Source organism: Pseudoduganella sp. R-43 (genome assembly GCF_049913255.1).
Classification (GTDB): Bacteria; Pseudomonadota; Gammaproteobacteria; order Burkholderiales; family Burkholderiaceae_D; genus Rugamonas.
In genome coordinates, this window is the sequence record NZ_CP183988.1 from 2,173,158 (window position 1) to 2,194,113 (window position 20,956).

Sequence of the window (20,956 nt, forward strand, 5' to 3'; positions counted from 1 at the left end):
ATATTCTGTAGTCGTCATTCTGCGCCGTGGCACATGAGAATGCGGCAACGGACGTTTGTGGGCGTTTTCCGCTAGACTGGCAAGGACGCCATTTCGGGAGCGTGTACGTGGAATACAAGGACTACTACGCCACGCTGGGAGTCCCCAAGACTGCCAGCGAAGACGAGATCAAGAAGGCTTATCGGAAGCTGGTCCGCAAGTATCACCCGGACGTCAGCAAGGAAGCCGATGCCGATGCCCGCACCAAGGAGCTGAATGAAGCTTACGGTGTGCTCGGCGATGCCGAAAAGCGTGCCGCCTACGATTCGCTGGGCAGCGGCCAGTACCGCGCCGGCCAGGAATTCCGCCCGCCGCCCGATTGGAGCGCCGGCTTCGGAGGTGGCAGCGCCGAAGATTTTTTTGCCGACCTGTTTGCCCACGTGGGTGGACAGCGCGGCGGCCGCCAGGGTTTCCGCATGCGTGGAGAAGACATTCATGCCGTTCTCGAAATCAGCCTGCACGACGCCTACCACGGCGCCCAGCGCGAGATTTCGCTGGGCCGCGAACGGACGCTCAAGGTGAATATCCCGAAGGGCGTGACGGCCGGCCAGCAGCTGCGGCTGGGAGGACAGGGCCAGCCCGGCATGAATGGCGCCGAGGCAGGCGACCTGTACCTTGAAATCGCCTTCCAGTCCGATGACCGTTACCGTGCCGAGGGCCGCGACGTCTACGAGAAAGTCCCGATCCCGCCATGGCTTGCCGCGCTGGGCGGCGAGCGCGAAGTGAGCACGCCTTCGGGCCGCGTGACCGTGACCGTGCCGCCCAATTCGCAAAGCGGCCGCAAGTTGCGCCTGAAAGGACGCGGCATTCCCGCAGCCAACAGCTCGGGCGTGGCGGGCGACCTCTACCTGATTCTTGAAATCTTCGCCCCGCCAGCCGATACGCCCGCGCGGCGTGCGCTATACGAACAGATGCAACGCGAAATAGGAGGATGAGCGATGCCCAAGGAAGAGATTGTGGAAGGCGTGCCGCTGGAACACCAGGCGCTGACGCTGGATGAACTGGCGCGTGCCTGCGCTGTCGAGCCGGAATGGGTCGTGCATCACGTACAACGCGGCATCCTGGTCGGAAGGGAAGGGGCAAGCATCGAAACCCTGCAATTCACCAGCGTGGACCTGGGGAGGGCGCGTCGCCTGGCCCAGCTTGAACGGGATTTCGATGCGGACGAAGATTTGGCGGCGCTGGTGGTGGATTTGTGCGACGAGGTCCGCCGCCTGAAGTCGCGCCTGCGCGCCGCCGGAATGGCTTAGCTGCGTGACAGCTTAGCGTTGCTGGTCTCGACCGCCGCGATTGCCGCGGTTGCCGGTATTGCCTTCTTCCTCATCCAGCAAGTCATCGCGGCTGCCCTGGCGCTGGCCCTGGCCGATGTCGCTCTGCTTGTTGCCGCGCTCCTGATCGGATTGCTTGCTGCCGCGGTCCTGGTCGGATTGCTTGTTGCCGCGGTCCTGGTCGGATTGCTGGTTGCCACCGGTCACGTTTTCGCGCTGGCCTTGTTGGCGATTGCCGCCGCTCTGGCCAGCTTGCCCAGCCTGGTTGCGCCAATCGTCCGATTGCTCACTGTCCTTGCGTGGTGCCATGATCGCTCTCCTTTATGGTTGAAGCGAATCCATGCTAGGCCGAAGTGGCAGGCAAGCCTGTAGGTGCACACGCCGCTGGCCTGTAGGAATGTTTAGAAAGCGTCCGGCGGCAGCGTATGGTCGATGTCGATGAATTTCTGGCGCAGCCATTTGCCGGCCGGCCCCAGCTCATCGTCGCCGCGGTGGATCACAAACAACGGGTAATCAAGCTCGCGGCCCTCCTGGGTGTGCAGGCTCAGCAGGCGTCGTTCGGCCAGGTCGCGCATGACCATGTGTTCGGGCATATTGCCCCAGCCCAGGCCGCCTAACAGCAGGGCGTGTTTGGAGCCGAGGTCGCCCAGCCGCCAGTCGCGCAAGCCCAACACGCCGAAATCGCGGCCTTCGGTCAACGGGCTGCGGTCGGTCACCACGAGTTGCAAGTGCTCGCGCAAGACCGCAGTCGGGATCGGCGCCCGTTCACGCGACAATGGATGGAGCGGCGAGCAGACCGGCATCATTTTGACGAAGCCGGCGGCATGGCGCTCGATATTGACGGGCGCGGTGGCGGCCATGCCGGCCACGCCCAGCTGGCAGCGGCGGTCGGCCACCATCTGCGCCACGGCGCCTAGCGCCTCCGTATGCAGGCGCAACGAGACGGTCGGGAACTCGCGCTGGAATTGCTCGAGCGCGCGTACCAGCACGCAGGCCGGGAACATGACGTCGACCACCACGCTCAGCTCTGCCTCCAGTCCCATGCCGAGGGCCTTGGCGCGCGAGCGCATGCCATCCACCTTGCTGGTCACCGCGCGCGCATCGGCCAGCAGGGTCTTGCCCGCTTCGGTCAGGGTCGGCTTGCGCGTGCTGCGGTCGAGCAGGGCGATATTCAGCTGTTCTTCGAGGTTGGCGATGGTGTAGCTGATCACCGATTGGGTACGGTGCAAGGCCCGCGCGGCATGGGCAAAACCGCCGTGGTCGATCACCGCGATGAAGACGCGCAACTGGTCGAGGGTGGGAAGGCCGGGATCTCGCATATCAAGAAAATCGATAATTTCTATCGTTATAAAACCTATTTCATCGATAATAAACCCGTTCTAAGATGGCCGCAATCATCAACTTTCTTGGAGCAAGTACATGGCAAACGTTCTCTACATCAATAGCAGCGTGCGTAGCGCTGGTTCCCTGTCCCGCCAACTGTCGGCTGAGTTCATCGCCAAGTGGAAGGCTGCCAACCCCGCTGATACCGTGGTCGAGCGCGACCTGGCCGCCAATCCGGTGCCGCACCTGACGGAACAGATGATGGGCGCCTTCTTCACGCCCGCCGAAGCGCGCAATGCGGAACAGGCGCAGGTGGTCAAAGTATCCGACACCCTGGTTGACGAACTGTTTGCAGCCGACGTGGTGGTGATCGGCGCCCCGATGTACAACTTCTCCGTGCCATCGTCGCTGAAGGCCTGGATCGACCACGTAGCCCGCGCCGGCCGCACCTTCCAGTACACCGCCAACGGCCCGGAAGGCCTGCTGAAGGGCAAGAAGGTCTACGTCTTCACCGCCAGCGGCGGCGTGTACAGCGAAGGCGCGGCGGTCGCATACGACCACCTGACCACCTTCCTGCGCACCGTGCTGGGCTTTATCGGCCTGACCGACGTGCAGTTCATCCGCGCCGAAGGCGTAGCGATGGGCGAACAAGCCGTCGCCGATACGCTGGCCAAGGCCCAGAAGTCGATCGAGCAACTGATCGCAGCCTGATACAGCCCAGCCCGTGTCACACCCTGGGGTCAGACCCCAGGGTGTGACACGGGCTCGACCATTCACTCTCCCCGTAGTGGACTTGGCAGCATCGGCCCGCCGGCCCATGCTGCCTTTTTTATCATTTGCTATCATTGCAAAATGAAACGCCACTACCACTTGCTCATCATCGATCCGCAGAACGATTTCTGCGATTTGCCCGTCGAGGCCAATTCTTCTGCCGTACCGGCCTTGCCGGTTCCCGGTGCCCACCAGGACATGCTGCGCGTCGCCAGCCTGATCGACCAGGGCGGCGCCGGGCTTTCGGCCATTACGGTCACGCTCGATTCCCACCATCGCTATGACGTGGCGCATCCGACCTTCTGGCGTACGGCCGAAGGCACGGCGCCGGGGCCGTTCACGCAGATTTCCGCTGCCGACGTGCGCGCCGGCCACTTCGCGCCGCGCAATGAAGCCGCCTTGCCGCGCGCGCTGGCTTACCTGGATGCGCTGGAATCGGCAGGTCGCTATCAGTTGATGGTGTGGCCCGTCCATTGCGAAATCGGTAGCTGGGGCCACAATGTGCACGACGCCGTGCGCGCTGCCTACAACGCCTGGGAAGAGGCGCGCCATGCCGTAGTCGCCAAGGTCGGCAAAGGCTCCAATCCGTGGACCGAGCACTATTCCGCCGTCATGGCCGAAGTGCCCGATCCAACCGACCCTGGCTCGCAATTGAACCGCGAACTGATCGCCAGCCTGTCGCAAGCCGACACCGTCTACATCACCGGCGAAGCCGGCAGCCATTGCGTGAAGGCGACCACCGAACATATCGCCGATCACGTCGACCCGCGCAAGCTGGTGCTGGTGACCGACTGCATGAGCCCTGTGTCCGGCTTTGAAACCCAATACCTCGAATTCGCGCAAGCCATGCAGCGCCGCGGCGCGCGCCTTGCCACTTCGGCTGAAGTCCTGCCGGAACTGCTGGCCAATGCGGAGAACAAATAATGATCCCTGTCGTCCGCAGCCTGCTTGAAACCGACCTGTATAAGTTCACGATGTGGCAGGCTTTGCTGCATAGCCACCCAAGCGCCCATGCCGAATATGAATTCGTATGCCGCAACCAGACCGTCTTCCCGCTGTCTGAGCTGAAGGAGGAAGTCGAGGCGCAGCTGGACCACCTGTGCGGCATGTCCTTCACCGAGGACGAGCTGAATTACCTGCGCTCCCTGCGTTATATCAAGAGCGACTTCGTTGACTTTCTCGCCGTGTTCCGCTTCCAGCGCAAATTCATCGAAATACGCGCGGAAGGCGATACCCTGGTCATCCACGCCGAGGGCCCCCAAGTGCACATCATGGCGTATGAGATCTTCGTGCTCTACATCGTCAACGAGTTGTACTTCCGCCGCGCCGGTACGCCGGCCGCGCTGGAAGAAGGGCGCAAGCGCCTGGGCGAGAAGATCGCGCAGTTAAAGGCTTTCGGCACGACGCCGGCGCTGCGCCACCCCTTCGAGTTTTCCGACTTTGGCCTGCGCCGCCGCTTTTCTTCCGCATGGCACGATGAAGTCGTCGAGCGCCTGGCACGCGAGGTGCCGCAGTGCTTCAAAGGTACTTCGAACGTCTATATCGCGAAAAAATTTGGCCTGATCCCTATCGGCACCATGGCCCACGAGTACATGCAGTCCTTCCAGGCGTTCGGCGTGCGGCTGCGCGACTTCCAGAAAGCCTCGCTCGAGGCCTGGGTGCAGGAGTACCGCGGCGACCTCGGTATCGCGCTGACTGACGTGGTGGGCATGGACGCCTTCCTCAACGACTTCGACCTGTACTTCGCCAAGCTGTTCGACGGCTTGCGGCACGATTCGGGCGATCCGATCCTGTGGGGCGAAAAGGCCATCGCGCATTACCAGGCCTTGCGCATCGATTCCAATACCAAGCGCCTGGTGTTCTCTGACGGCCTGGACTTCGACACGGCGTTCCGCCTGTACCGCCAGTTCGCCGACCGCATCATGGTGGGCTTCGGCATTGGTACCTGGCTGACCAATGATGTCGGCATCAAGCCGCTGAACATCGTCATGAAGCTGATCCGCCTGAATGGGCAATCGGTCGCCAAGCTGTCCGATTCGCCGGGCAAGACCTTGTGCAAGGACGAGACTTTCCTGGCCTACCTGCGGCAGGTGTTCAACCATCAGGCGTCCTGAGGACGGAAGCGCAGGCGGTAGTCGCCCGGCGTTACGCCGAGGCGGCGCACGAAGGCCCGCCTTAAGCTGTTCTGGTCGTGGAAGCCGCTGCGTGCCGCTATCCGCTTGAGCGGGTTGGCGGTTTCCTCCAGCAAGCGCCGCGCTGTATCGAGCCGCGCGGCTTCGACAAAATCGGCCGGGGTTTCACCAGTATCGCTCTTGAATGCGCGCGAGAAGTTGCGCACGCTCATGCCCGCTTGTGAAGCCAGCTGGTCCACGGTCAGGTCCTCGTCCAGGTTTTTCAGCACCCATTCCTGCACTTGCCGGATCGGGTCGCGTTGCGCGGTTTGCGCGGCCAGGTGGGCGCTGAATTGCGACTGGCCACCAGGGCGCTTGATGAACATTACCAGTTCGCGCGCCACGGCCAGCGCCACGTCGCGGCCAAGGTCTTCTTCGACCAGGGCCAGCGCCAGGTCCATGCCGGCCGTCACGCCGGCCGAGGTATAGAGGTTCCCGTCGCGGAGGTAGATCTGGTCGTGCTCGACCCGCACCTTTTCGAAGCGCCGCGCCAACGAGGCCGAAAGATTCCAGTGGGTGGTGACGCGGCGGCCGTCCAGCAGGCCGGCGTGCGCCAGCAGCCAGGCGCCGGAGCATACGGAGCCGATGCGGCGCACCGCGGCCGCTTGCCGCTGCAGCCATTGCATCAGGCGCGCGTTGCCGGTGACGTCCTGCACGGCGTGGCTGCCGGTGACAAGCAGGGTGTCGACCGCGTGGTCCAGCGTATCGATGGTGGCCGTCGGCTGGAACAACATGCCGTTGTCGGCGCGAACCGGACCTTCCTCCAGCGCGACCAGGTCGAACTGGTAAGCGCCTGGCTTGCCCGACTGTCGGGACGCTTCGTGGAAGACATCCATCGGCCCGGCCACGTCGAGCAATTGCACGCCAGGGAAAACGAGTAAAGCGATACGCATGGTTAGCCTGCCAGGAGTTTGCCGGTGTACAGCGAATATAAGGTACGCACCAGCAGCGCGGCAATCGTCACCGTCAGGAAGGCAAGCAGCACGCCGGCCAGCACCACCACGCCAGCGCTATCGGCCACGGTGGCATATTTGATCGCGGCGTTTACCAGTGCGGCGATCGGGAAGCTGATAGCCCACCAGGCAGGGCCGAAGGGCACCGAACGACGGAACACGCGCGGGGCCAGCACCAGGAACATGAACAGGCCAAAGTAGAACAGCATGGCGGCGAACATGTCGACGTGTTGGGTGACGTTGACGTAGGCCAGGAAGCCGACTTCGAATGGCGCGATCATCACCATCAGCGATGGCAGCATGCCGGCCGGCAGCGCGTCGCCGTGCACCAGGCGGCTGAAGATCATCACGTAGAAGACGATGGCGATGGCCGTGCCGATGCCAAGCGCGATCATGTTCATTTCATGGCCCCAGGCGCCGCCGGTGACGGCGATATCGAGCGAAGCCACGCCGGGAATCAGCCAGGCCGGCACTACATTGGCCGGCGTGATATTCCCTTGCAGGACGCGTGACACCACCACATAACCCAGCACCAGCGTGGCGACCGAACCGACAGTCCACACCAGTTTCTGGAGCTGCTCGCTCCAGGGCGCCACAACGCTTGAAAGCAGCAGCACAGCGATGGCAATCGTGCCGAAGAAGTTGCTCGCCACCGGGTGCGAGAATTCGGCCTTCACAGCATCAGGGAACGCAGCCAGTTTCGACAGGTAGCCCACGGCCAGCACCGCAAACACCAGCAGCGACAGGATGCCGACGCCATCGGCGATCAGCGTGCTGCTGCCGAACAGGTGGGCGGCGCCGCGCCAAGCCAGGGCCAGGCCGGCGATGCCCATGACGGAGCCAAACAGGTTGACGGGGAGGTTTTTGACCGAGGCGCTGCCGGCGGGCAGGGCGGCGATGGTAGTGGTTTGCATGATTTTCATCCGATGGATTTGCGATGAATCCATTATCGGACGGCAAGCTTTTGGCCGATAGTGTGTGCATGCATCATTTTCGGCCAACCCTGCGCCACCCTCGGCCAAGGCCATTCCTTTCGGGGTGCGCCGGCCCGACAATGGCCGTCCCCAAACAAGTTGCATCTTTACAACCCCAGCCCACTTGCTTAGTTGTATATTGAATAATTATTTCTTGGCAATGGGGACTTTTATGTGGAAGTCGCAATTTGCTGCATTGAGTTTGGCGCTGCTGGCCAGTGACGCGATAGCGCAACAATTACTGGCGAAAGAGGAAATTCTGCAGATGAAGAGCGGAACTAATTTCACGCTGAATAATTTGGAGAATGGGCAGACACAAAGCTTCAAGAAATCGCAGTTGAGTGGGCCGCCTCACGTAATTTTGCAAGATCTGGAGGGCAACGTTGTCATGGAGTCGAAACTTTCCGTGAGCCCAATGATGAAATCTGTTCTGGATAAGCTTCATTCACGGCCAGAAATTATGCAAGTAGTTTCGCCGGACGGAATCATCAAATTAAACGAACAGCAGCCGCGTGACGGGCTCATTTCTGCATTTTGTGACCAAGCCGACCAAACCTGCAAGGATGCAATCAAAGCATACGGCACAAGGGCAAAAGAATATGCCTCTGCCATTTCACAAGAGTGCAAGGAGGCAAAAGTCGCGTTAGCAAAAAATGATGCGATGACTAATGGTGATGCTGACAGTATCGATACCAATGACCTTGCATTGGTGCGTACTTACTATGAGAAGTGTACCAGCCATGTTTTTCCAAGCGAAATGCGACAACGAATTGGCGTCATTGTCGACCTGGGCGAGTCGTTGGGCGATGGTCATTCAGGGATCGTCATCAATAGCAAGACTTATCTGCCAATAGGCATGGCTGTACAACTGGCGCCAGACCGAATTTATACGGCAAGGCATGTGATTTTTCGTTGGGCATCTGATGATGGCGCGCTGCAAAGTAAACGACAAATCAGCAGTCTGGTCTTCATTCCCATGAACGCACCGCAGCGTGTCATAAGTCTGATGAGCGAGCTCGGCTCAGCAGAGGATAATCGAGATGACGGCCTGGTGGCCTTTGACCAAGTTATGTTGAAGCTTCAACAGCCGTATAACCCAGGTGGGTTATGGCCAATTGTTCGCGATGAGCGCTCCAAAGTGAGTAGCGAACCGCCAGAAGTAATATTGGCTGGCTTTCACGCCCCGTTTGCTCGAGCGCTTGCAGCGCCATCGTCGAAGCCAGCAGCCATTAAGTTGGCCGACTGGCCGCAATATGTCCGATTTGATTCCTCACTTTCTTGTCGCATCGTCACCAAGAGTGTGGATGGATGCATGATTCATGCGTGCGACACGATTGGCGGCGTCAGCGGAAGCCCAATTTTCCTGGCCAGACTTGAAAGTGGCAGGCCGGTCGTCGTAGGTGTGCATCATGGTACTGCATTCAATACCCAGCACCGCGCTTGCGCCGCTGGAAATACTGGAGTCGTGTTCAATATGGGGGCGATTCCACTCAAAACGGCAATCCAAAACTAAAGGGAATATATGAAAAAAATACTGTGTTTCGCGATGTTGACGGGAGCCTTGTCGTCCGTTGCTCTCGCTGCAGATGAGAAAAAGGAAGTTTCGGCCACCGCAGCGCCACAATTCCCTCGCGCCGATCCGCCCCTGTTCATCGACGTCAGCAACAAATGCCCGGTTACGAAATCCGGGCAGGACGACTCGCCTATGCTGTTGATCGCAGGCGCTCTCCTTAAACCGCTGGTCGATACCGTTGTGCCAGCGGCGACGGGGTGGTTGTATGACAAGGGCGTTCAGGCTCTCGCGAAACACAACGAGAAAAAGACTTCATCTTCTACCGCAGTACAGACTACGATGTTGTACTCGCCAGATGCCAAGAAATTCAGCTTCGGTTGCATCACGTTGATACGTGCCCCTCATGGCAAGGCGGAAAGCGATAATTATTTGAAATTGTCGAAAGATCTCAATGCGAAATTGAGTGCTGACAGCCCTTGGCATGCAATCGACAAGGACAGTGCGATTGGTAAGCTGAATCTCGCGCGCGTGCCTGATTTTTATATGGAGTTGACACTCGGTTCTGAAAAATCTTCCCCTGCACCAGTTGCTCCAGCTGCAGCAAAGAAAACTCCCCCGCCTGAAGCTAAGCAGCCACGTACCTTATATCGTACGTTGCGCCCGGGCCGTTTGGATTACTTCAACACGGGGGCGGAAGATGGCAAGCGCAAACATGTCAGCGTTGAATTGCACATGGATATTATGGAAGCCAATGGCGAATGGAAGCCCTTTTACGCGAAGACGTATGATCTGGGGATGCTAAGCGTCAACAGCGAGAATGTAGATTTGCAATCTCAAGGTAAAGATACATTCCTGCCTCCGTTGCCTCGTACTACTGCGGACGGCTATATCGATCCGATTCCTTTGCGTATTACTGCCGTGTTGACCGAAACCGAAGATAACCTGGATCTAGGACGCGCTATCGAGACTGCCCTTAAAGAAGATCAGCACCGTAAAGCAGTGGTTGATGCAGCGTCTACATCAATCGGCGACGCAATTAAGGATGCTATTGACAAGAAAACTGGTACAGCGTCGACTCCCGCCAAATAATTCTCCAAAGGCCTTGCGTTGGGCCCAACTTCGATGCATGGATTAATTGGTGCGAAATTGGTCTGCGTGGCGCCTTTGGTTGTCACGCTTCCTGCGCGCCGAAGCGCGACATGATGCGGTCGGCCTGCTCGCGCTGGGCGTCATCATCGACGTCCACCGACAGCAGGGCGGCAGGGCGGTCCGGCTTGTCGGTGTTGTCGACATCGTCCGGCGTGAGCGAATCCATGATGTTCTGCACCGCCGAAGCAGTAGTGCTCAGTGGGCGTGCTTCATGCAGGTTCAGTTGTACGGCCGAATTGGCAAAGCCTTCGGCCAGCAGGGCGCTGCGTGCGCCTTCGGCATCGGCGATCTGGCGGAAATTTCGGTAAATGGTGCTTGGCATGATTAGTCTCCTGTTTGGCGGGATTGTCGCGTAAGGCGCTGCGACGTGGCGCGCGCTTACTTCGCCTGCGACTTGCGTGACGACCAGTGCAAATGGACGATCTGCCAGCCGTCGCCCGCTTTTTCCAGCACGGCGGTTTCCAGCCCGAACAGGTGAATCTCGGCATCCTTGTAGCTGCCGGTGGTTTCCGTCTCGCGCATGACGATTGCGGTCGCGCCATCGCGGCGTTCTTCATGGCGCAGCAGGCGCGATTTTGTCGTGCGCAGGAAGTCGATATCGCTGTCGAGATGGTGCGCGGCATATTCGTCGCGGCTATTTTCGGTATAGCCCGATTCGAATATCTTCACCTTGGGACTGAGCAGGGCAAGCGCCGCATCGCGCTTGCCTTCGGCCAGCGCGCGCTGGAAAGCGTCCATCGTCTCGGCCGGCGTGGCGGCCAATGCAGGCAGGCTGGCCGCAGCCAGCATCAGGCAGGCGAGGATTCGCATCAGAATCCGGCGACGACGTTGCTGGTGTGTTCGACGCGCGGGGTGTTGGCGAAGTATTGGCCAACCATGCCGCGCCATGCCTGGAAGTCTTCGCTGCCGCGGAAGTCGACGGTGTGGTTCTCCAGCGTTTCCCACACGATGACCAGCATATAGGTGTTGGCGCGCTCGATCACGCGCTCCAGCCGCATCGACTTGCAGCCTTTGGCGCGCTGGAACAGCGGCACGGCCTTCTGCACCGCTGCTTCAAACTCGGCACCCTGGCCATCCTTGATCTCAAATTCCGCCAGCTCGTAAATCATCGGGACATTCCTTTCGCAAAGTAATGTCCCGATTGTGCCTCAGATGGATCAGAAGCGGTAGCGGGCCGTTACGCGGAAATTGCGCGGCGCGCCCGGCAGGTTAAGCAGCTTGCTTGACCCGTGGCCGGAAACGATGTACTCGCGGTCGAACAGGTTGTTCACGTTCAGCTGCACGTCGTACGACGCGGTGCGGTAAGCCACCATGGCATCGACCACGGTGTAGCCGGGCAGGGTGGTTGTGTTGCCCGGGTTGGCAAAGCGGTCGCCCTGGTAGTTCACGCCGGCGCCGGTGAACCAGCCGCCGCCCAGTGCCTTGTTCAGCCACAGGTTGGCGCTGCGCTTGGGCGTCAGCGTTGGCTGCTTGCCTTGTACGTTCTGGCCGTCGTCGCGGGCGATGGACTTGATGATTTCCGCATCCAGCAGCGCCAGGCCGGAAGCCACTTGCCAGCCCTGGCCCAGTTCACCGGTGAAGGTCAGCTCAAGGCCGTCGGTACGCTGGGTGCCGACCGGCATGACGACGTTGGTGATTGGATCGGTGGCCTTGATGCCGGTGCGCTGCAGGCGGAACAGCGATGCGCCAACAGTCGCCTGGCCATCGAACAGGTCGATCTTGGCGCCCACTTCCTTGTTGGTGGTTTCTTCCGGTTCGATGGCTGCGTTGCTGGCGGCCAGCGCAAAGGTTTCACCCGAAGGCTGGAAGGACTTGCTGAACGAAGCGTAGTAGGAGACCGTGCCGCTTGGCTGGTACACCAGGCCGGCGCGCGGGCTCCATGCGCGGTCGGTGCGTTCCAGGTTCTTCTGGCCGACGCGGCGCTCGCGCGTCTCCTGGCTGAAATCGTCGTAGCGCACGCCTGCCAGCAGTTTCCACTGCGGCGTCAGCGTCGCCAGGTCCTGCACGTAGACGCTCTTGTTCTTCATGATGCCCAGGTTGTCGGTGCCTGGAGCCACGTTGGCTTCCAGTTGCAGCACCGGCAGCACCGGCTTGAACAGGTTGACCGTGGCTACATTGGTCTTGGAACGGTTGACCTGGTCCTTGTCCTGCTTGCCGATTTCAATGCCGTACAGGAGCTGGTGCTGCATGCCGAAGAATTCCGCGCGCTGGGTCAACTCGGTCTGGTTGAAATAGCCGTCTTCCTCGCGGCGCACGTTGCCGTGGGTGAGGGAAGCGGTTTGCGCTGCCTCATTGACGCTGCCCACCAGGGTGTTGTTGCGGTTCAGCGAGTAATCGTAGCGGCGGAAGGCATTGCGCAGCGACCAGTTGGCGTTGAGGCGGTGATCCAGCACCACGGTCAGCGATTTCACGCGCGCCTGGCTGAAGTCCGTGTCGCGCGCATTGGCGGCGCCGTAATAGGTGCCTGGATCCACGTCGACGGGCAGGCCTTTGTAGGATGGGATGCCGAAGTCGGTCAGGCGGCGGTCGGACAGGTATTCGCCCTGCACCAGCAGCGAGGTATCGGCGCTCAACTTCCACAGCAGGGAAGGCGACAGCGCCTCGCGCTTGAGGAATTGCTGGTCGCGGTAGCTGTCCGAATCTTCCTTGGCGCCGGTGACGCGGAAGGCCACGCCGCTGTCCTTCAGGTTGCGCGCCACGTCGAACTCGCCGCGCTTCTTGCTCCAGCTGCCGAAGGTCACGCTGGCTTCCGTGCGGTCAATGCCAGGCTTCTTGGTGATGCGGTTGATCATGCCACCCGACGAACCGCGGCCATACAGCACCGAGGCCGGGCCCTTGATCACTTCGATCTGTTCGACATTGGACAGGTCGCGGAAATACAGCGCGTCGTCGCGCATGCCATCGATGAACTGGTCGGCGATCGCTGTGAAGCCGCGGATGGTCACCTGGTCGCGCTGGCCGTCGCCGTGCGACAGGCCGACGCCCGGGATACCCTTCATAGCATCCTCCATCGAGCTCACGCCTTTGTCGCGCAGCAGTTCCTGCGGCACCACGTTCACAGTTTGCGGAATGTCGCGCAGCGGCGCGTCGATCTTGGTGGCGCTGGTGGCCGTGCCCGGGTTGTAGGCAGCTTCGCGGCCGGCGGTGACGGTGACGGAGGGGAGGGTGGCTTCTTCGGCGAATACGGCGAAATGCGGCAACGCCAGCGCAATGGCAAGCGCCAGCGGGGACTTGTTCAACGACATGCTATTTCCTAAGTGGCTACGTAATGAGAATTGTTATCATTCTCAATTATGCGCCACCCAGGAAATTTGTTCAACAGTAAATCTTGTACTGGATTAAGAATTAGCGTTCGCTGCGGCGGACGGTATCGGGGCCGGTTTGCCGCGCGTCGCCTTGCCGATATTGCGGACCGGTCTGGAAACCGTGCTCGCGTTCGTCCTCATCGACACAGCCGGATAGCAGGTCGTCGGTACGGCCGGCCGTGTCGGCCGATTGCTGGTTGCCTTGCTGGGATTGCGACAGGTTGCGGCGGCCAGTGCAGCCGTCGCCCATGGTCGCAATGCTGCTGGTGCCATCGTGGGTTTGCTGCGCCAGGCTGCGTCCCTTGTTGAGTGTGGACATGATTGCCTCCTTGTAGCTAGGGCCAAAGTTCATTGTAGGCCTGCGGGGAGGAATCTCCTAGTTCTCGGTGTACTTGCGGAGCAGCAGGTTGAAGCGTTTGTTGCCCTCGGTGCCCATCCAGTTCCAGAGCGTATCGACGTCGTGGCGGTGGGCCTCGTAATAGGCGGTATTGGTTGCGATCCAGTTAAAGGATTTGAGCACGGGTTTCTCCAACCGGACCAGTTGGCCCTTGTAGCGGTCGGCCACATACTTGTCGAGGTCCGTCGCGGTGAGCATCGGCACCACAAAGGCATCGATGCGGCCAAGCTGGAGCTTTTCAAAATTGCTCGGGACAGTGGGGGCGCCCTGGTCGATGACGGCGCCGGCCTTCTCCAGCCGCACCGCATAGGACGAGCCAAACATCACGCCCACCCGTTTGCCGCGCACCATTTCCATCGGGTCGAGGTCGCGCGGATAGCCATCTTTGGCGCGCACGAAGGCGGCCACGACCAGGGTGGTGGCGCGCTTGGTGTCTGGCTTGCCCTGTGCATCGCGCGGGATCACGATGCCCGGCTGACCGTCGGCGGTGATGTCGACCGGCACGAAGTCCACGGCGCCGCTGATGAGCGAGCTGCGCAAGCGCATCACCGGCAGTCGCACCAGCTCGATCGCACAGCCACCGCTGGCGGCAAACTCGCGGATCCAATCAACGTTGGCGCCGGGCGGATCGGGCACGGTGGGGCCATTGCCCAGCCAATATGGGGGGCGGTGCTGGTCGGGGTAGGCGTAACGGATCGTGCCGCAGGCGGCATGCACGGTGTTGGCAGCGAATGCGAGGAGAGCAGCCGCAATGAAAGCTATGCATTTCATACTGCTACTATTCTAAGCCAACAGTACAGCGGCAGGCTGGGCAGAGTAGAATCTTATGGAAGGAGGCGACTATGGAAACCACTATGCGCCCGATCCATCCGGGCGAAGTCTTGCTGGAAGAATTCATGGACCCAATGGGGCTGACCGCGAGCACGCTGGCAGGCGTGCTGCACCTGGAACCCGGCTACCTGACTGGCATCGTGCGGCAGGAGCGCAGCATTTCGCCCGCCACCGCCCAGCAACTGGCCAGCTATTTCGACACCACGCCGGAGTTCTGGCTCAACCTGCAAACCACCTATGACACGCGCCGGGCCTTGCTAAAAGGGCGGCGCGCGCTAAAACGCACGCTGCATTGAATCGCCGCGGCGGTCGCTGGAGTGCCAGGGCAGGGATGCGACCGAGCGAACTTGCGTCGGGAAGCGCTCGGCGAAGGAGCGGATCAGCATGTGCTCCACGCCGCACAGGGCAAGGTAGGTATATGCTGCACCCTGGTCGAAAGCCAGGGCTGTGCGCACTGCCATGTCAAAACGTTCGGCAGTGCCGCTGTCGTTGCGTCGTTCCTGGTGACTTCGTTTTTCCACGCTGCCTCCTCGACCAAGCGCTTAGGCTACTGTGCGCGAGTTGGTGTGGTCTGTGCGTCAGTCCACATCGTGCAGCCAATAGCCTTTGTAGCCCGGATCAAGTTTGACTGCGGCGATGCCGACCAGCAGGCCTATGGCGCTTGCGATGAGTGCAGGTGTGGCCGACGTTTGCCAAAATGCGATGACAGGTAACCCAAAAGAGCCAGCAGCGGCAAGTATGGTCGCTATCGACAAAAAGAATGGCTTGCGTTGCGGCGAAGGAGAGTTGTGGACCGTTTTCGCTTCTCTCTCCTCCATGCAAATGATTGCTTCTTCAAGGAGCTTTGCCTCGTTCTCCGAAATGCTGACATTGGAGCGATTCGTCGCGAATCGGTCACGTAGCTTCATCAGGATGTATTGCCGATTTTCAGTATCGTTCTCGGTCATGTTTAAGCTCCCTCTTGTGCGAAATAGCCTAAAGATAGTACTCCAATGACCAAGAGGCTTGCGAAGACCTTGAGCGGCAGTCGAGGTTGCCAGCCTGAAGCTTGCCCGCGTTGATTCATTGCAGCCAGCAATAGCATTAGACAAAATCCTGCACCAATCATACACCCCCATGTTAGGAGTGAACGTTCGGCCCTTCCGACCGCACTTCTGATAGAAGCCTGAATTGCAATGATTAATGCACCGTAAAGCCAACCTAGCGGATCAACCGCTTCACGCCAAGCAAATGCCGGTTTCCAAGACCCTCTCGCTATGGCGATCAACAGGCCCCATAGGCTATAAAGGACGCCAGCGCCGAAAATTGGGAGCAGCCCTTCGAAGATGAGCCATTTCATCGGACCGTCGAGTGCCATTGTGGTATCCCTGGTCTGCAGTAGACCCAGGATACGCGTGAGTCAATCGGTTCGATTGAGCTTGCTCAATGGCTGGTGGCTTCAGCCTAAGTCGCGGGCGTCGACGTAAGCCCACGCAACAGTTCCGGATGCCAGCGTGACGCTGTGCCGACGATACGCTGCCACCTCGTACGAGTCCGCTTGTCGTAGCTCCTCAGGTGTGACAAGGAGTACCGAACCCGTGACAGCATCCTCCTCGCTGCGACTGCGCGAAATGATCGGATGGTGCGTCTTGCCGCTCGTCGCAACCACGGCAGGATCATCGATCTCCTGCAGCCCGAGCTTATACCCGTTCAACTTGTCTGCCATGCCTTCAAGCTTGCGCCCAAACGTCGCAAGCTGAACGTCTTCCTGTTGCAGCGTCCCATAAGAAAACAGCCTCTCAAACTTTTCCATCTCGCCTCCGATGCGAACATTGAATTGTTTTAATGATAATGTAACGCGGCTGTCCACCATTCAAACACCAATACCGGAGCAAAGAATGCGACAAGATATCCAGCCACGTTTCCGATCATTCCTGCGCGTGTTCAGCGGCCTGCTGCTGATGGCCTCCGCAGGCTTCGCAGCCGCAGAACCATGCCGCAAGATCAGCACAGAAGCCGAACTTTCCAGCTACACCCAAACACAGGGAACCCAGGCCACAGTAGCCAGGGACATCTGCTATGCCGAGGGCACAGCGTGGGAGGAGAAGTCGCCAGCCGGTGCTTACGACGTTACGCTGGACCAGCGCTTCGACTTCTATCGACCTGCTTCACTGCCTGCATCGCAAAGGCTGCCCTTGATCATCTGGGCGCACCCGAACGGCATGACCGATAACTTGCCGCAGCAGGGCGACCTTTATGCCAAGCTGGTGACGCCCGCGCTGGCGCTGGGCTTCGCGTTCATGTCGGTCGAATTCCGCCACCCGGTTGCGAGCCAGAGGTATGGCCAGCCGCCCAATCTCGATATCCCCAATACGGACATCGCACGCGCGGTGCAATGGGCGCGGCACCGCTCCGGCATGCTCGGCATTGATGGCATGAATATTTTCATCGTCGGCCAATCACGCGGCACGCTTGGGCTGATGAACGCGTTGTCGAAGAACCTGGCCGATGACCAGAGCCCGTTCCCGTACCAGACCAAGTCTTCGCGTGTCAGGGCCGTGTATGCGGTGCAGGCGCAAACGAGCTACGAGAAAGACCAGGTCAAGGAGACCTTTATCCACCCGGACAGTTGGCCGGCATTCGATGAGCTCTACGCAAACTTCCACCAGCCGGGTAGTGCGATCAACGAAATCTCCACCGACGACCCACCCATCGCGATGCGATATGAGCGCATGCCGACTGACCAGTCGCTGCAGACAGTCGTGCCCCTTCATCTACCTGCGCAGAACGGCAGCTGTGCTTATCCGGAGGGATGCTTCGACTTCCATCATCCGAACTTCGGCTTGAAACTGCACTTGGCATTCAAGGCGCTCTCACCAACCCAGCCGGCTTCGAAATTCGACATCGCGTACAACGTGCCGACCGGGTATCTCTACGTTGACCAAGCGACCAACCGCCCCTATGCCTGCTTCTTCGCGAAGAACCTGACGCTGGAAGGTCGTGCGAATCTGAGCGCTTATGCAGTTGAGGCATGCGGACTGTAAGCGGAATTCTGCGAGGGAAAACGACAAATCACCCTGAAAATGCGAGGGAAAACGACAAATCCGTCTAGATGAGCTGGAAAATGCGAAGGAAAACGGCAAGTCAAGCAATTCTATGAGCGAAAACGACATACCGCTAGAATTGGTGTGCGCCAAAAAACTGGGGCTCCAAGCTTGGCTTGGAGCCCCAGTTTTTGTTCGGTTGGTGGAGACGGCGGGAATCGAACCCGCGTCCGCAAGCACTCTACAGACAGTTCTACATACTTAGCACTATCATTTAATTTAACCTGTACGGCACGGATGTGCACGTTCCGGACAAGCGATTCACCTTAGATTTAGAGCTACTCGAAGTGAACCCTCGTAGCTCGATCCCTTCTAAATGACCCAACACGGCCTTGCGGCCACACCCGAAGGGCGAGGTGTTGTCGGGCAGGTCAGCGATTAAGCTGCCAGTGCGTACGAGTTATCGTTTGCAGTTAGTTTGTTTCTGGATGTATTTACGAGGTGACCAGCCCTCGGTATGCCCTGTTCTGCTTTGCAACCCACGTCGAAACCAGGTCGTCCCCACAGAAGGAAGCTCTATTTTACATGAATCTTTTCCGCCGCGTCACTCTTCGAGCGAAACCAGCGGGCGGGCATCCTCGGGCAGGCGATTGGCGTGGATCTCGCCGCCGGGGCCGAAGGTGAATTCGACCAGGTGGCGGCGCGAGACTGGCACGTTGGCGGACTTCAGGTCGTGGAAGCTGTCGGCTTCCTTGAAGCCGAGGTCGACGGTCAGGCTCTGCAGCTGGTAAGTCTCGACCAACTGCTCCACGCGGTTGCGCCGGTTGTTGCTTTCGATAGTACCGTGGTGGGCAGGTTTTTCGCCTTCGAAGTAGCGGATCAGCGCGCCTTCCATGACTTCGACGTGCGAGCGGGTGGTGGCTTCGCCGAGCGGGTCCTGGGTTGCGGTTTCCACTTTCACATCCATGCGCTTGATCAGCAGGAAGGTGTCGCGCGCGCCGTCATTTTCTTCCACGATGCGGTTGACGGACGGCAGGCGGCCCTTGGCCAGGCGCGATTGCGGATCGCGCGTGATGCCGACGTATTCCACCGTGCTTTCGTACTTCAGGTCGTTCGGGAATTTCTGCAGCAGGTCGTGCGCGGAATAGCATTCCGTCAGCGCGCCCCAGTTCAGCGTGATGTATTTGTCGTGCAAGGTGACGATCGGCTTCTTGAAGGTCGCTTCAAACGGCACTTCCAGCTCGATCGTGAGCGATTCCTTGCGGTTGTCGGTGCCGGCCAGCAGGGGCACGGTCAGTTTCAGGCCGAAGAAGCCCCAGCTCGTGCCTTTCTTGATGTCGAAGCGCAGGCGCGGGCGGGAGACGACGAAGAACAGCAGCTGCTTTTCCATGGTCGCGTCGAGCGCGAACTGCATGCGGCGCTGGTAGCGGCCGATCGGGGCGCGGAAGTCGGGCTCGAGCGGGTCGTTGACCAGCAGGTCGTACCAGTAGAAGCGGCTCTCGGCAACGGAGGCATCCCAGACCTGCGGCGCGCTGCTGCGCGGTGGGAGCGCCGTCTCGATGTTGTCGTCCCCGTCCATAAAATCTCCAGTTGCCTTTTTCTGTAATCGCTACTGACTATAGTATAGAAATTTATTGCCGTTGGGCAAGTGATAACGTAGTTTCTAGGCTGCCAACGGTGTCGGGGATGGTACGGTTGCGCGAATCAGGTCCAGCAAGTCGGCCGGTGAGGCCAGCAGGTGGTCGGCGCCCCAGGCTGCGGGTTCGACCGCGCCGCAATAGCCCCACTGGCAGGCGACGGTGCGCATTCCGGCGGCATGGCCGGCCTGGATGTCGCGCAGGTCGTCGCCGACGTACCAGCATTCTTCCGGCGCCAGGCCAAGGCGGGAAGCGGCTTCCAGCAATGGGGCGGGGTGCGGCTTTGCGTGGGGAGTCGTGTCGCCGGAGACCACGCAGCTTGCCAGTTCCAGGCCGATTTGCGGCACCAGCGGGTCGGTGAAGCGGGCTGGCTTGTTGGTGACGATGCCCCAGCGCAGCCCGGCTTCGGCAATCCCGGCCAGCATTTCGTGAATGCCGTCGAACAGGGTGCTGTGCACTGCCATCGCCGCTTCGTAATTGGTGAAGAAGCCGTCGCGCAGTTCTTCAAAGCCTTCGTCCTGCGGCTTGAGGCCGAAGGATACGCCGATCATGCCGCGGGCGCCGTGCGATGCCTGTGGGCGCAGCACCTCGTACGGCGTCGGCTCCAGTCCGCGCACGGTGCGCAGCAGGTTGATTGCGGCGGCCAGGTCGGGCGCGGTGTCGGCCAGGGTGCCATCCAGGTCAAACAAGATGGCGCGCGGGGCTGGGAACAGGCTCATGGTAGGGAAGGGGCTTTCGAAGCAGGCGGCGCGCAGGCCGCCTGGCTTTATGCGGGGCGGGTGCAGGCCACCAGGTAATTAACGCTGGTGTCGTTGTTCAGGGAGTAGACCTTGGTGAGCGGATTGTAGCCCATGCCCTTCAAGGCATCTACTTGCAGTCCAGCAGTGCGCACATATTGCGACAGTTCGGCTGGAGTAATGAACTTTTCATAATCGTGCGTGCCCTTGGGGAGCATGCGCAGCAGGTATTCTGCGCCAATCACCGCGAACAGGTAGGCCTTGGGGTTGCGGTTCAGCGTGGAGAAGAAGACGTGGCCGCCCGGCTTTACCAGGGCGGCTGCTGCGCGCACGATGGCGCCCGGGTCCGGCACGTGCTCGAGCATTTCCATGCAGGTGACCACGTCGTACTGGCCTGCTTCCTGGGCTGCCATTTCTTCGGCGGCGATCAGCTTGTAGCGTACCGGTACGCCGGATTCCAGGCTGTGCAGGTCGGCTACTTTGAGGGCTTTTTCGGACAGGTCGATGCCGGTGACCTTGGCGCCTTTGCGGGCCATGGACTCGGACAGGATGCCTCCGCCGCAACCGATGTCGATCACGTTTTTCCCGGCCAGCGGGGCGCGGGCGTTGATCCATTCCAGGCGCAGCGGATTGATCTCGTGCAGGGGTTTGAATTCGGACGTGGGGTCCCACCAGTGATGGGCCAGTTCGCTGAATTTTTGCAGTTCTAATGGGTCGGCGTTCATAGGGCGGATGATACTTTAGATTCTTCCGGTGCCCAAGCACAAAACCGGTGAATCTGGGTCTGACCCAAGGGTCAGACCCAGATTCACCGGTTCAAAAAAAAAAGCCCCGCTCAGGGCGGGGCTGCAATAGCGCTTTAGCG

The 20,956-nt window shown here is 60.0% G+C and carries 26 protein-coding genes and 1 other RNA gene; 9 read left to right on the forward strand and 18 right to left on the reverse strand.

Features of this window, described 5'->3' with window-relative positions:
- The first annotated feature begins 107 nt into the window (after nucleotides 1–107).
- Entirely contained in the window at nucleotides 108–974 is an 867-nt protein-coding gene (locus ACN9M3_RS09890) for a DnaJ C-terminal domain-containing protein (protein WP_426170359.1), read from the forward strand.
- Nucleotides 975–977: 3 nt separating this feature from the next.
- Nucleotides 978–1,289, forward strand: a complete 312-nt coding sequence (locus ACN9M3_RS09895) for a chaperone modulator CbpM (RefSeq protein WP_426322153.1) — start codon at nucleotides 978–980, stop codon at nucleotides 1,287–1,289.
- Between the two features lie 12 nt (nucleotides 1,290–1,301).
- On the opposite strand, the gene ACN9M3_RS09900 is transcribed toward ACN9M3_RS09895, so the two are convergent.
- Nucleotides 1,302–1,616 carry a hypothetical protein gene (locus tag ACN9M3_RS09900; RefSeq protein ID WP_426322155.1) on the reverse strand — a complete coding sequence of 105 codons (315 nt, stop codon included), beginning with the start codon at nucleotides 1,614–1,616 and terminating at the stop codon, nucleotides 1,302–1,304.
- Between the two features lie 92 nt (nucleotides 1,617–1,708).
- Nucleotides 1,709–2,626 (reverse strand): LysR family transcriptional regulator, encoded by a 918-nt coding sequence (locus ACN9M3_RS09905; RefSeq protein ID WP_426322157.1) that lies wholly within the window; start codon nucleotides 2,624–2,626, stop codon nucleotides 1,709–1,711.
- Between the two features lie 100 nt (nucleotides 2,627–2,726).
- Here ACN9M3_RS09905 and ACN9M3_RS09910 point away from each other — a divergent pair, with 100 nt between their 5' ends.
- From ACN9M3_RS09910 to pncB, 3 genes are all read left to right on the forward strand, one after another.
- Nucleotides 2,727–3,341: an FMN-dependent NADH-azoreductase gene (locus ACN9M3_RS09910; RefSeq protein WP_426322159.1), complete on the forward strand. Its 615-nt coding sequence runs from the start codon at nucleotides 2,727–2,729 to the stop codon at nucleotides 3,339–3,341.
- 141 nt (nucleotides 3,342–3,482) lie between these two features.
- Nucleotides 3,483–4,325 carry a cysteine hydrolase gene (locus tag ACN9M3_RS09915; protein WP_426322161.1) on the forward strand — a complete coding sequence of 281 codons (843 nt, stop codon included), beginning with the start codon at nucleotides 3,483–3,485 and terminating at the stop codon, nucleotides 4,323–4,325.
- On the forward strand, nucleotides 4,325–5,515 hold the full coding sequence (gene pncB, locus ACN9M3_RS09920) for a nicotinate phosphoribosyltransferase (protein ID WP_426322163.1): 1,191 nt from the start codon (nucleotides 4,325–4,327) through the stop codon (nucleotides 5,513–5,515). Before ACN9M3_RS09915 ends, pncB begins: the two co-directional genes overlap by 1 nt.
- Here pncB and ACN9M3_RS09925 read toward each other — a convergent pair.
- Together ACN9M3_RS09925 and ACN9M3_RS09930 are read right to left on the reverse strand one after the other, a co-directional pair.
- The gene (locus ACN9M3_RS09925) at nucleotides 5,503–6,465 is read right to left on the reverse strand and encodes a GlxA family transcriptional regulator (protein WP_426322165.1); all 963 of its coding nucleotides are present in this window, start codon (nucleotides 6,463–6,465) and stop codon (nucleotides 5,503–5,505) included. The two genes, pncB and ACN9M3_RS09925, sit on opposite strands and share 13 nt — an antisense overlap.
- Before the next feature lie 2 nt (nucleotides 6,466–6,467).
- On the reverse strand, nucleotides 6,468–7,448 hold the full coding sequence (locus ACN9M3_RS09930; protein WP_426322167.1) for an SLAC1 anion channel family protein: 981 nt from the start codon (nucleotides 7,446–7,448) through the stop codon (nucleotides 6,468–6,470).
- Nucleotides 7,449–7,671: 223 nt separating this feature from the next.
- Here ACN9M3_RS09930 and ACN9M3_RS09935 point away from each other — a divergent pair, with 223 nt between their 5' ends.
- Nucleotides 7,672–9,012: a trypsin-like serine peptidase gene (locus ACN9M3_RS09935; RefSeq protein ID WP_426322169.1), complete on the forward strand. Its 1,341-nt coding sequence runs from the start codon at nucleotides 7,672–7,674 to the stop codon at nucleotides 9,010–9,012.
- Nucleotides 9,013–9,021: 9 nt separating this feature from the next.
- Entirely contained in the window at nucleotides 9,022–10,101 is a 1,080-nt protein-coding gene (locus tag ACN9M3_RS09940) for a hypothetical protein (protein ID WP_426322171.1), read from the forward strand.
- A gap of 82 nt (nucleotides 10,102–10,183) precedes the next feature.
- Here ACN9M3_RS09940 and ACN9M3_RS09945 read toward each other — a convergent pair whose 3' ends face one another.
- The 6 genes from ACN9M3_RS09945 to ACN9M3_RS09970 form a co-directional block, all read right to left on the reverse strand.
- Nucleotides 10,184–10,483 (reverse strand): hypothetical protein, encoded by a 300-nt coding sequence (locus ACN9M3_RS09945; protein WP_426170375.1) that lies wholly within the window; start codon nucleotides 10,481–10,483, stop codon nucleotides 10,184–10,186.
- 56 nt (nucleotides 10,484–10,539) lie between these two features.
- Nucleotides 10,540–10,971 carry a YybH family protein gene (locus ACN9M3_RS09950; protein WP_426170376.1) on the reverse strand — a complete coding sequence of 144 codons (432 nt, stop codon included), beginning with the start codon at nucleotides 10,969–10,971 and terminating at the stop codon, nucleotides 10,540–10,542.
- On the reverse strand, nucleotides 10,971–11,270 hold the full coding sequence (locus tag ACN9M3_RS09955; RefSeq protein WP_426170377.1) for an antibiotic biosynthesis monooxygenase family protein: 300 nt from the start codon (nucleotides 11,268–11,270) through the stop codon (nucleotides 10,971–10,973). The genes ACN9M3_RS09950 and ACN9M3_RS09955 overlap by 1 nt, the downstream gene beginning before the upstream one ends.
- Before the next feature lie 48 nt (nucleotides 11,271–11,318).
- Nucleotides 11,319–13,406, reverse strand: coding sequence for a TonB-dependent receptor (locus ACN9M3_RS09960; RefSeq protein WP_426322174.1), 2,088 nt, complete (start codon nucleotides 13,404–13,406; stop codon nucleotides 11,319–11,321).
- A gap of 100 nt (nucleotides 13,407–13,506) precedes the next feature.
- Nucleotides 13,507–13,785 (reverse strand): hypothetical protein, encoded by a 279-nt coding sequence (locus tag ACN9M3_RS09965; RefSeq protein WP_426322176.1) that lies wholly within the window; start codon nucleotides 13,783–13,785, stop codon nucleotides 13,507–13,509.
- A gap of 57 nt (nucleotides 13,786–13,842) precedes the next feature.
- A complete protein-coding gene (locus tag ACN9M3_RS09970) occupies nucleotides 13,843–14,634 on the reverse strand; it encodes a substrate-binding periplasmic protein (protein ID WP_426322178.1) in 792 nt (263 codons plus the stop codon).
- Between the two features lie 71 nt (nucleotides 14,635–14,705).
- On the opposite strand from ACN9M3_RS09970, the gene ACN9M3_RS09975 reads away from it, so the two are divergent.
- A complete protein-coding gene (locus tag ACN9M3_RS09975; RefSeq protein ID WP_426170384.1) occupies nucleotides 14,706–14,990 on the forward strand; it encodes a HigA family addiction module antitoxin in 285 nt (94 codons plus the stop codon).
- Here the strand turns inward: ACN9M3_RS09975 and ACN9M3_RS09980 are convergent.
- The 4 genes from ACN9M3_RS09980 to ACN9M3_RS09995 form a co-directional block, all read right to left on the reverse strand.
- Nucleotides 14,970–15,215: a hypothetical protein gene (locus ACN9M3_RS09980; protein ID WP_426170386.1), complete on the reverse strand. Its 246-nt coding sequence runs from the start codon at nucleotides 15,213–15,215 to the stop codon at nucleotides 14,970–14,972. The genes ACN9M3_RS09975 and ACN9M3_RS09980 overlap by 21 nt on opposite strands.
- A 57-nt stretch (nucleotides 15,216–15,272) precedes the next feature.
- Nucleotides 15,273–15,641 (reverse strand): hypothetical protein, encoded by a 369-nt coding sequence (locus ACN9M3_RS09985; RefSeq protein WP_426170387.1) that lies wholly within the window; start codon nucleotides 15,639–15,641, stop codon nucleotides 15,273–15,275.
- 2 nt (nucleotides 15,642–15,643) lie between these two features.
- The gene (locus tag ACN9M3_RS09990; RefSeq protein ID WP_426322181.1) at nucleotides 15,644–16,051 is read right to left on the reverse strand and encodes a hypothetical protein; all 408 of its coding nucleotides are present in this window, start codon (nucleotides 16,049–16,051) and stop codon (nucleotides 15,644–15,646) included.
- Nucleotides 16,052–16,132: 81 nt separating this feature from the next.
- Entirely contained in the window at nucleotides 16,133–16,486 is a 354-nt protein-coding gene (locus ACN9M3_RS09995; RefSeq protein WP_426322183.1) for a gamma-glutamylcyclotransferase family protein, read from the reverse strand.
- Between the two features lie 85 nt (nucleotides 16,487–16,571).
- Here ACN9M3_RS09995 and ACN9M3_RS10000 point away from each other — a divergent pair, with 85 nt between their 5' ends.
- The gene (locus ACN9M3_RS10000) at nucleotides 16,572–17,717 is read left to right on the forward strand and encodes an alpha/beta hydrolase family protein (protein ID WP_426322185.1); all 1,146 of its coding nucleotides are present in this window, start codon (nucleotides 16,572–16,574) and stop codon (nucleotides 17,715–17,717) included.
- Nucleotides 17,718–17,917: 200 nt separating this feature from the next.
- Here the strand turns inward: ACN9M3_RS10000 and ssrA are convergent.
- From ssrA to ubiG, 4 genes are all read right to left on the reverse strand, one after another.
- Nucleotides 17,918–18,280, reverse strand: a transfer-messenger RNA (tmRNA) gene (ssrA, locus tag ACN9M3_RS10005).
- A 41-nt stretch (nucleotides 18,281–18,321) separates the two neighbouring features.
- On the reverse strand, nucleotides 18,322–19,296 hold the full coding sequence (locus ACN9M3_RS10010) for a hypothetical protein (RefSeq protein WP_426322187.1): 975 nt from the start codon (nucleotides 19,294–19,296) through the stop codon (nucleotides 18,322–18,324).
- A gap of 84 nt (nucleotides 19,297–19,380) precedes the next feature.
- Nucleotides 19,381–20,073 carry an HAD family hydrolase gene (locus tag ACN9M3_RS10015; protein WP_426322189.1) on the reverse strand — a complete coding sequence of 231 codons (693 nt, stop codon included), beginning with the start codon at nucleotides 20,071–20,073 and terminating at the stop codon, nucleotides 19,381–19,383.
- A 47-nt stretch (nucleotides 20,074–20,120) separates the two neighbouring features.
- Nucleotides 20,121–20,816 carry a bifunctional 2-polyprenyl-6-hydroxyphenol methylase/3-demethylubiquinol 3-O-methyltransferase UbiG gene (ubiG, locus tag ACN9M3_RS10020; RefSeq protein ID WP_426170405.1) on the reverse strand — a complete coding sequence of 232 codons (696 nt, stop codon included), beginning with the start codon at nucleotides 20,814–20,816 and terminating at the stop codon, nucleotides 20,121–20,123.
- Nucleotides 20,817–20,956 lie beyond the last annotated feature (140 nt).

Excerpts from the sequence above, each read along its gene's own strand:
- ACN9M3_RS09895 (WP_426322153.1), top strand. The coding sequence starts at position 978 with ATGCCCAAGGAAGAGATTGTGGAAGGCGTGCCGCTGGAACACCAGGCG.
- ACN9M3_RS09985 (WP_426170387.1), bottom strand. The coding sequence starts at position 15,641 with ATGACCGAGAACGATACTGAAAATCGGCAATACATCCTGATGAAGCTA.
- ACN9M3_RS09965 (WP_426322176.1), bottom strand. The coding sequence starts at position 13,785 with ATGTCCACACTCAACAAGGGACGCAGCCTGGCGCAGCAAACCCACGAT.
- pncB (WP_426322163.1), top strand. The coding sequence starts at position 4,325 with ATGATCCCTGTCGTCCGCAGCCTGCTTGAAACCGACCTGTATAAGTTC.
- ACN9M3_RS09915 (WP_426322161.1), top strand. The coding sequence starts at position 3,483 with ATGAAACGCCACTACCACTTGCTCATCATCGATCCGCAGAACGATTTC.
- ACN9M3_RS09995 (WP_426322183.1), bottom strand. The coding sequence starts at position 16,486 with ATGGAAAAGTTTGAGAGGCTGTTTTCTTATGGGACGCTGCAACAGGAA.
- ACN9M3_RS09970 (WP_426322178.1), bottom strand. The coding sequence starts at position 14,634 with ATGAAATGCATAGCTTTCATTGCGGCTGCTCTCCTCGCATTCGCTGCC.
- ACN9M3_RS09900 (WP_426322155.1), bottom strand. The coding sequence starts at position 1,616 with ATGGCACCACGCAAGGACAGTGAGCAATCGGACGATTGGCGCAACCAG.
- ACN9M3_RS10010 (WP_426322187.1), bottom strand. The coding sequence starts at position 19,296 with ATGGACGGGGACGACAACATCGAGACGGCGCTCCCACCGCGCAGCAGC.
- ACN9M3_RS09930 (WP_426322167.1), bottom strand. The coding sequence starts at position 7,448 with ATGAAAATCATGCAAACCACTACCATCGCCGCCCTGCCCGCCGGCAGC.
- ACN9M3_RS09905 (WP_426322157.1), bottom strand. The coding sequence starts at position 2,626 with ATGCGAGATCCCGGCCTTCCCACCCTCGACCAGTTGCGCGTCTTCATC.
- ACN9M3_RS09935 (WP_426322169.1), top strand. The coding sequence starts at position 7,672 with ATGTGGAAGTCGCAATTTGCTGCATTGAGTTTGGCGCTGCTGGCCAGT.
- ACN9M3_RS09945 (WP_426170375.1), bottom strand. The coding sequence starts at position 10,483 with ATGCCAAGCACCATTTACCGAAATTTCCGCCAGATCGCCGATGCCGAA.
- ACN9M3_RS09910 (WP_426322159.1), top strand. The coding sequence starts at position 2,727 with ATGGCAAACGTTCTCTACATCAATAGCAGCGTGCGTAGCGCTGGTTCC.
- ACN9M3_RS10015 (WP_426322189.1), bottom strand. The coding sequence starts at position 20,073 with ATGAGCCTGTTCCCAGCCCCGCGCGCCATCTTGTTTGACCTGGATGGC.
- ACN9M3_RS09955 (WP_426170377.1), bottom strand. The coding sequence starts at position 11,270 with ATGATTTACGAGCTGGCGGAATTTGAGATCAAGGATGGCCAGGGTGCC.
- ACN9M3_RS09950 (WP_426170376.1), bottom strand. The coding sequence starts at position 10,971 with ATGCGAATCCTCGCCTGCCTGATGCTGGCTGCGGCCAGCCTGCCTGCA.
- ACN9M3_RS09925 (WP_426322165.1), bottom strand. The coding sequence starts at position 6,465 with ATGCGTATCGCTTTACTCGTTTTCCCTGGCGTGCAATTGCTCGACGTG.
- ACN9M3_RS09990 (WP_426322181.1), bottom strand. The coding sequence starts at position 16,051 with ATGGCACTCGACGGTCCGATGAAATGGCTCATCTTCGAAGGGCTGCTC.
- ACN9M3_RS09940 (WP_426322171.1), top strand. The coding sequence starts at position 9,022 with ATGAAAAAAATACTGTGTTTCGCGATGTTGACGGGAGCCTTGTCGTCC.
- ACN9M3_RS10000 (WP_426322185.1), top strand. The coding sequence starts at position 16,572 with ATGCGACAAGATATCCAGCCACGTTTCCGATCATTCCTGCGCGTGTTC.
- ACN9M3_RS09960 (WP_426322174.1), bottom strand. The coding sequence starts at position 13,406 with ATGTCGTTGAACAAGTCCCCGCTGGCGCTTGCCATTGCGCTGGCGTTG.
- ACN9M3_RS09975 (WP_426170384.1), top strand. The coding sequence starts at position 14,706 with ATGGAAACCACTATGCGCCCGATCCATCCGGGCGAAGTCTTGCTGGAA.
- ubiG (WP_426170405.1), bottom strand. The coding sequence starts at position 20,816 with ATGAACGCCGACCCATTAGAACTGCAAAAATTCAGCGAACTGGCCCAT.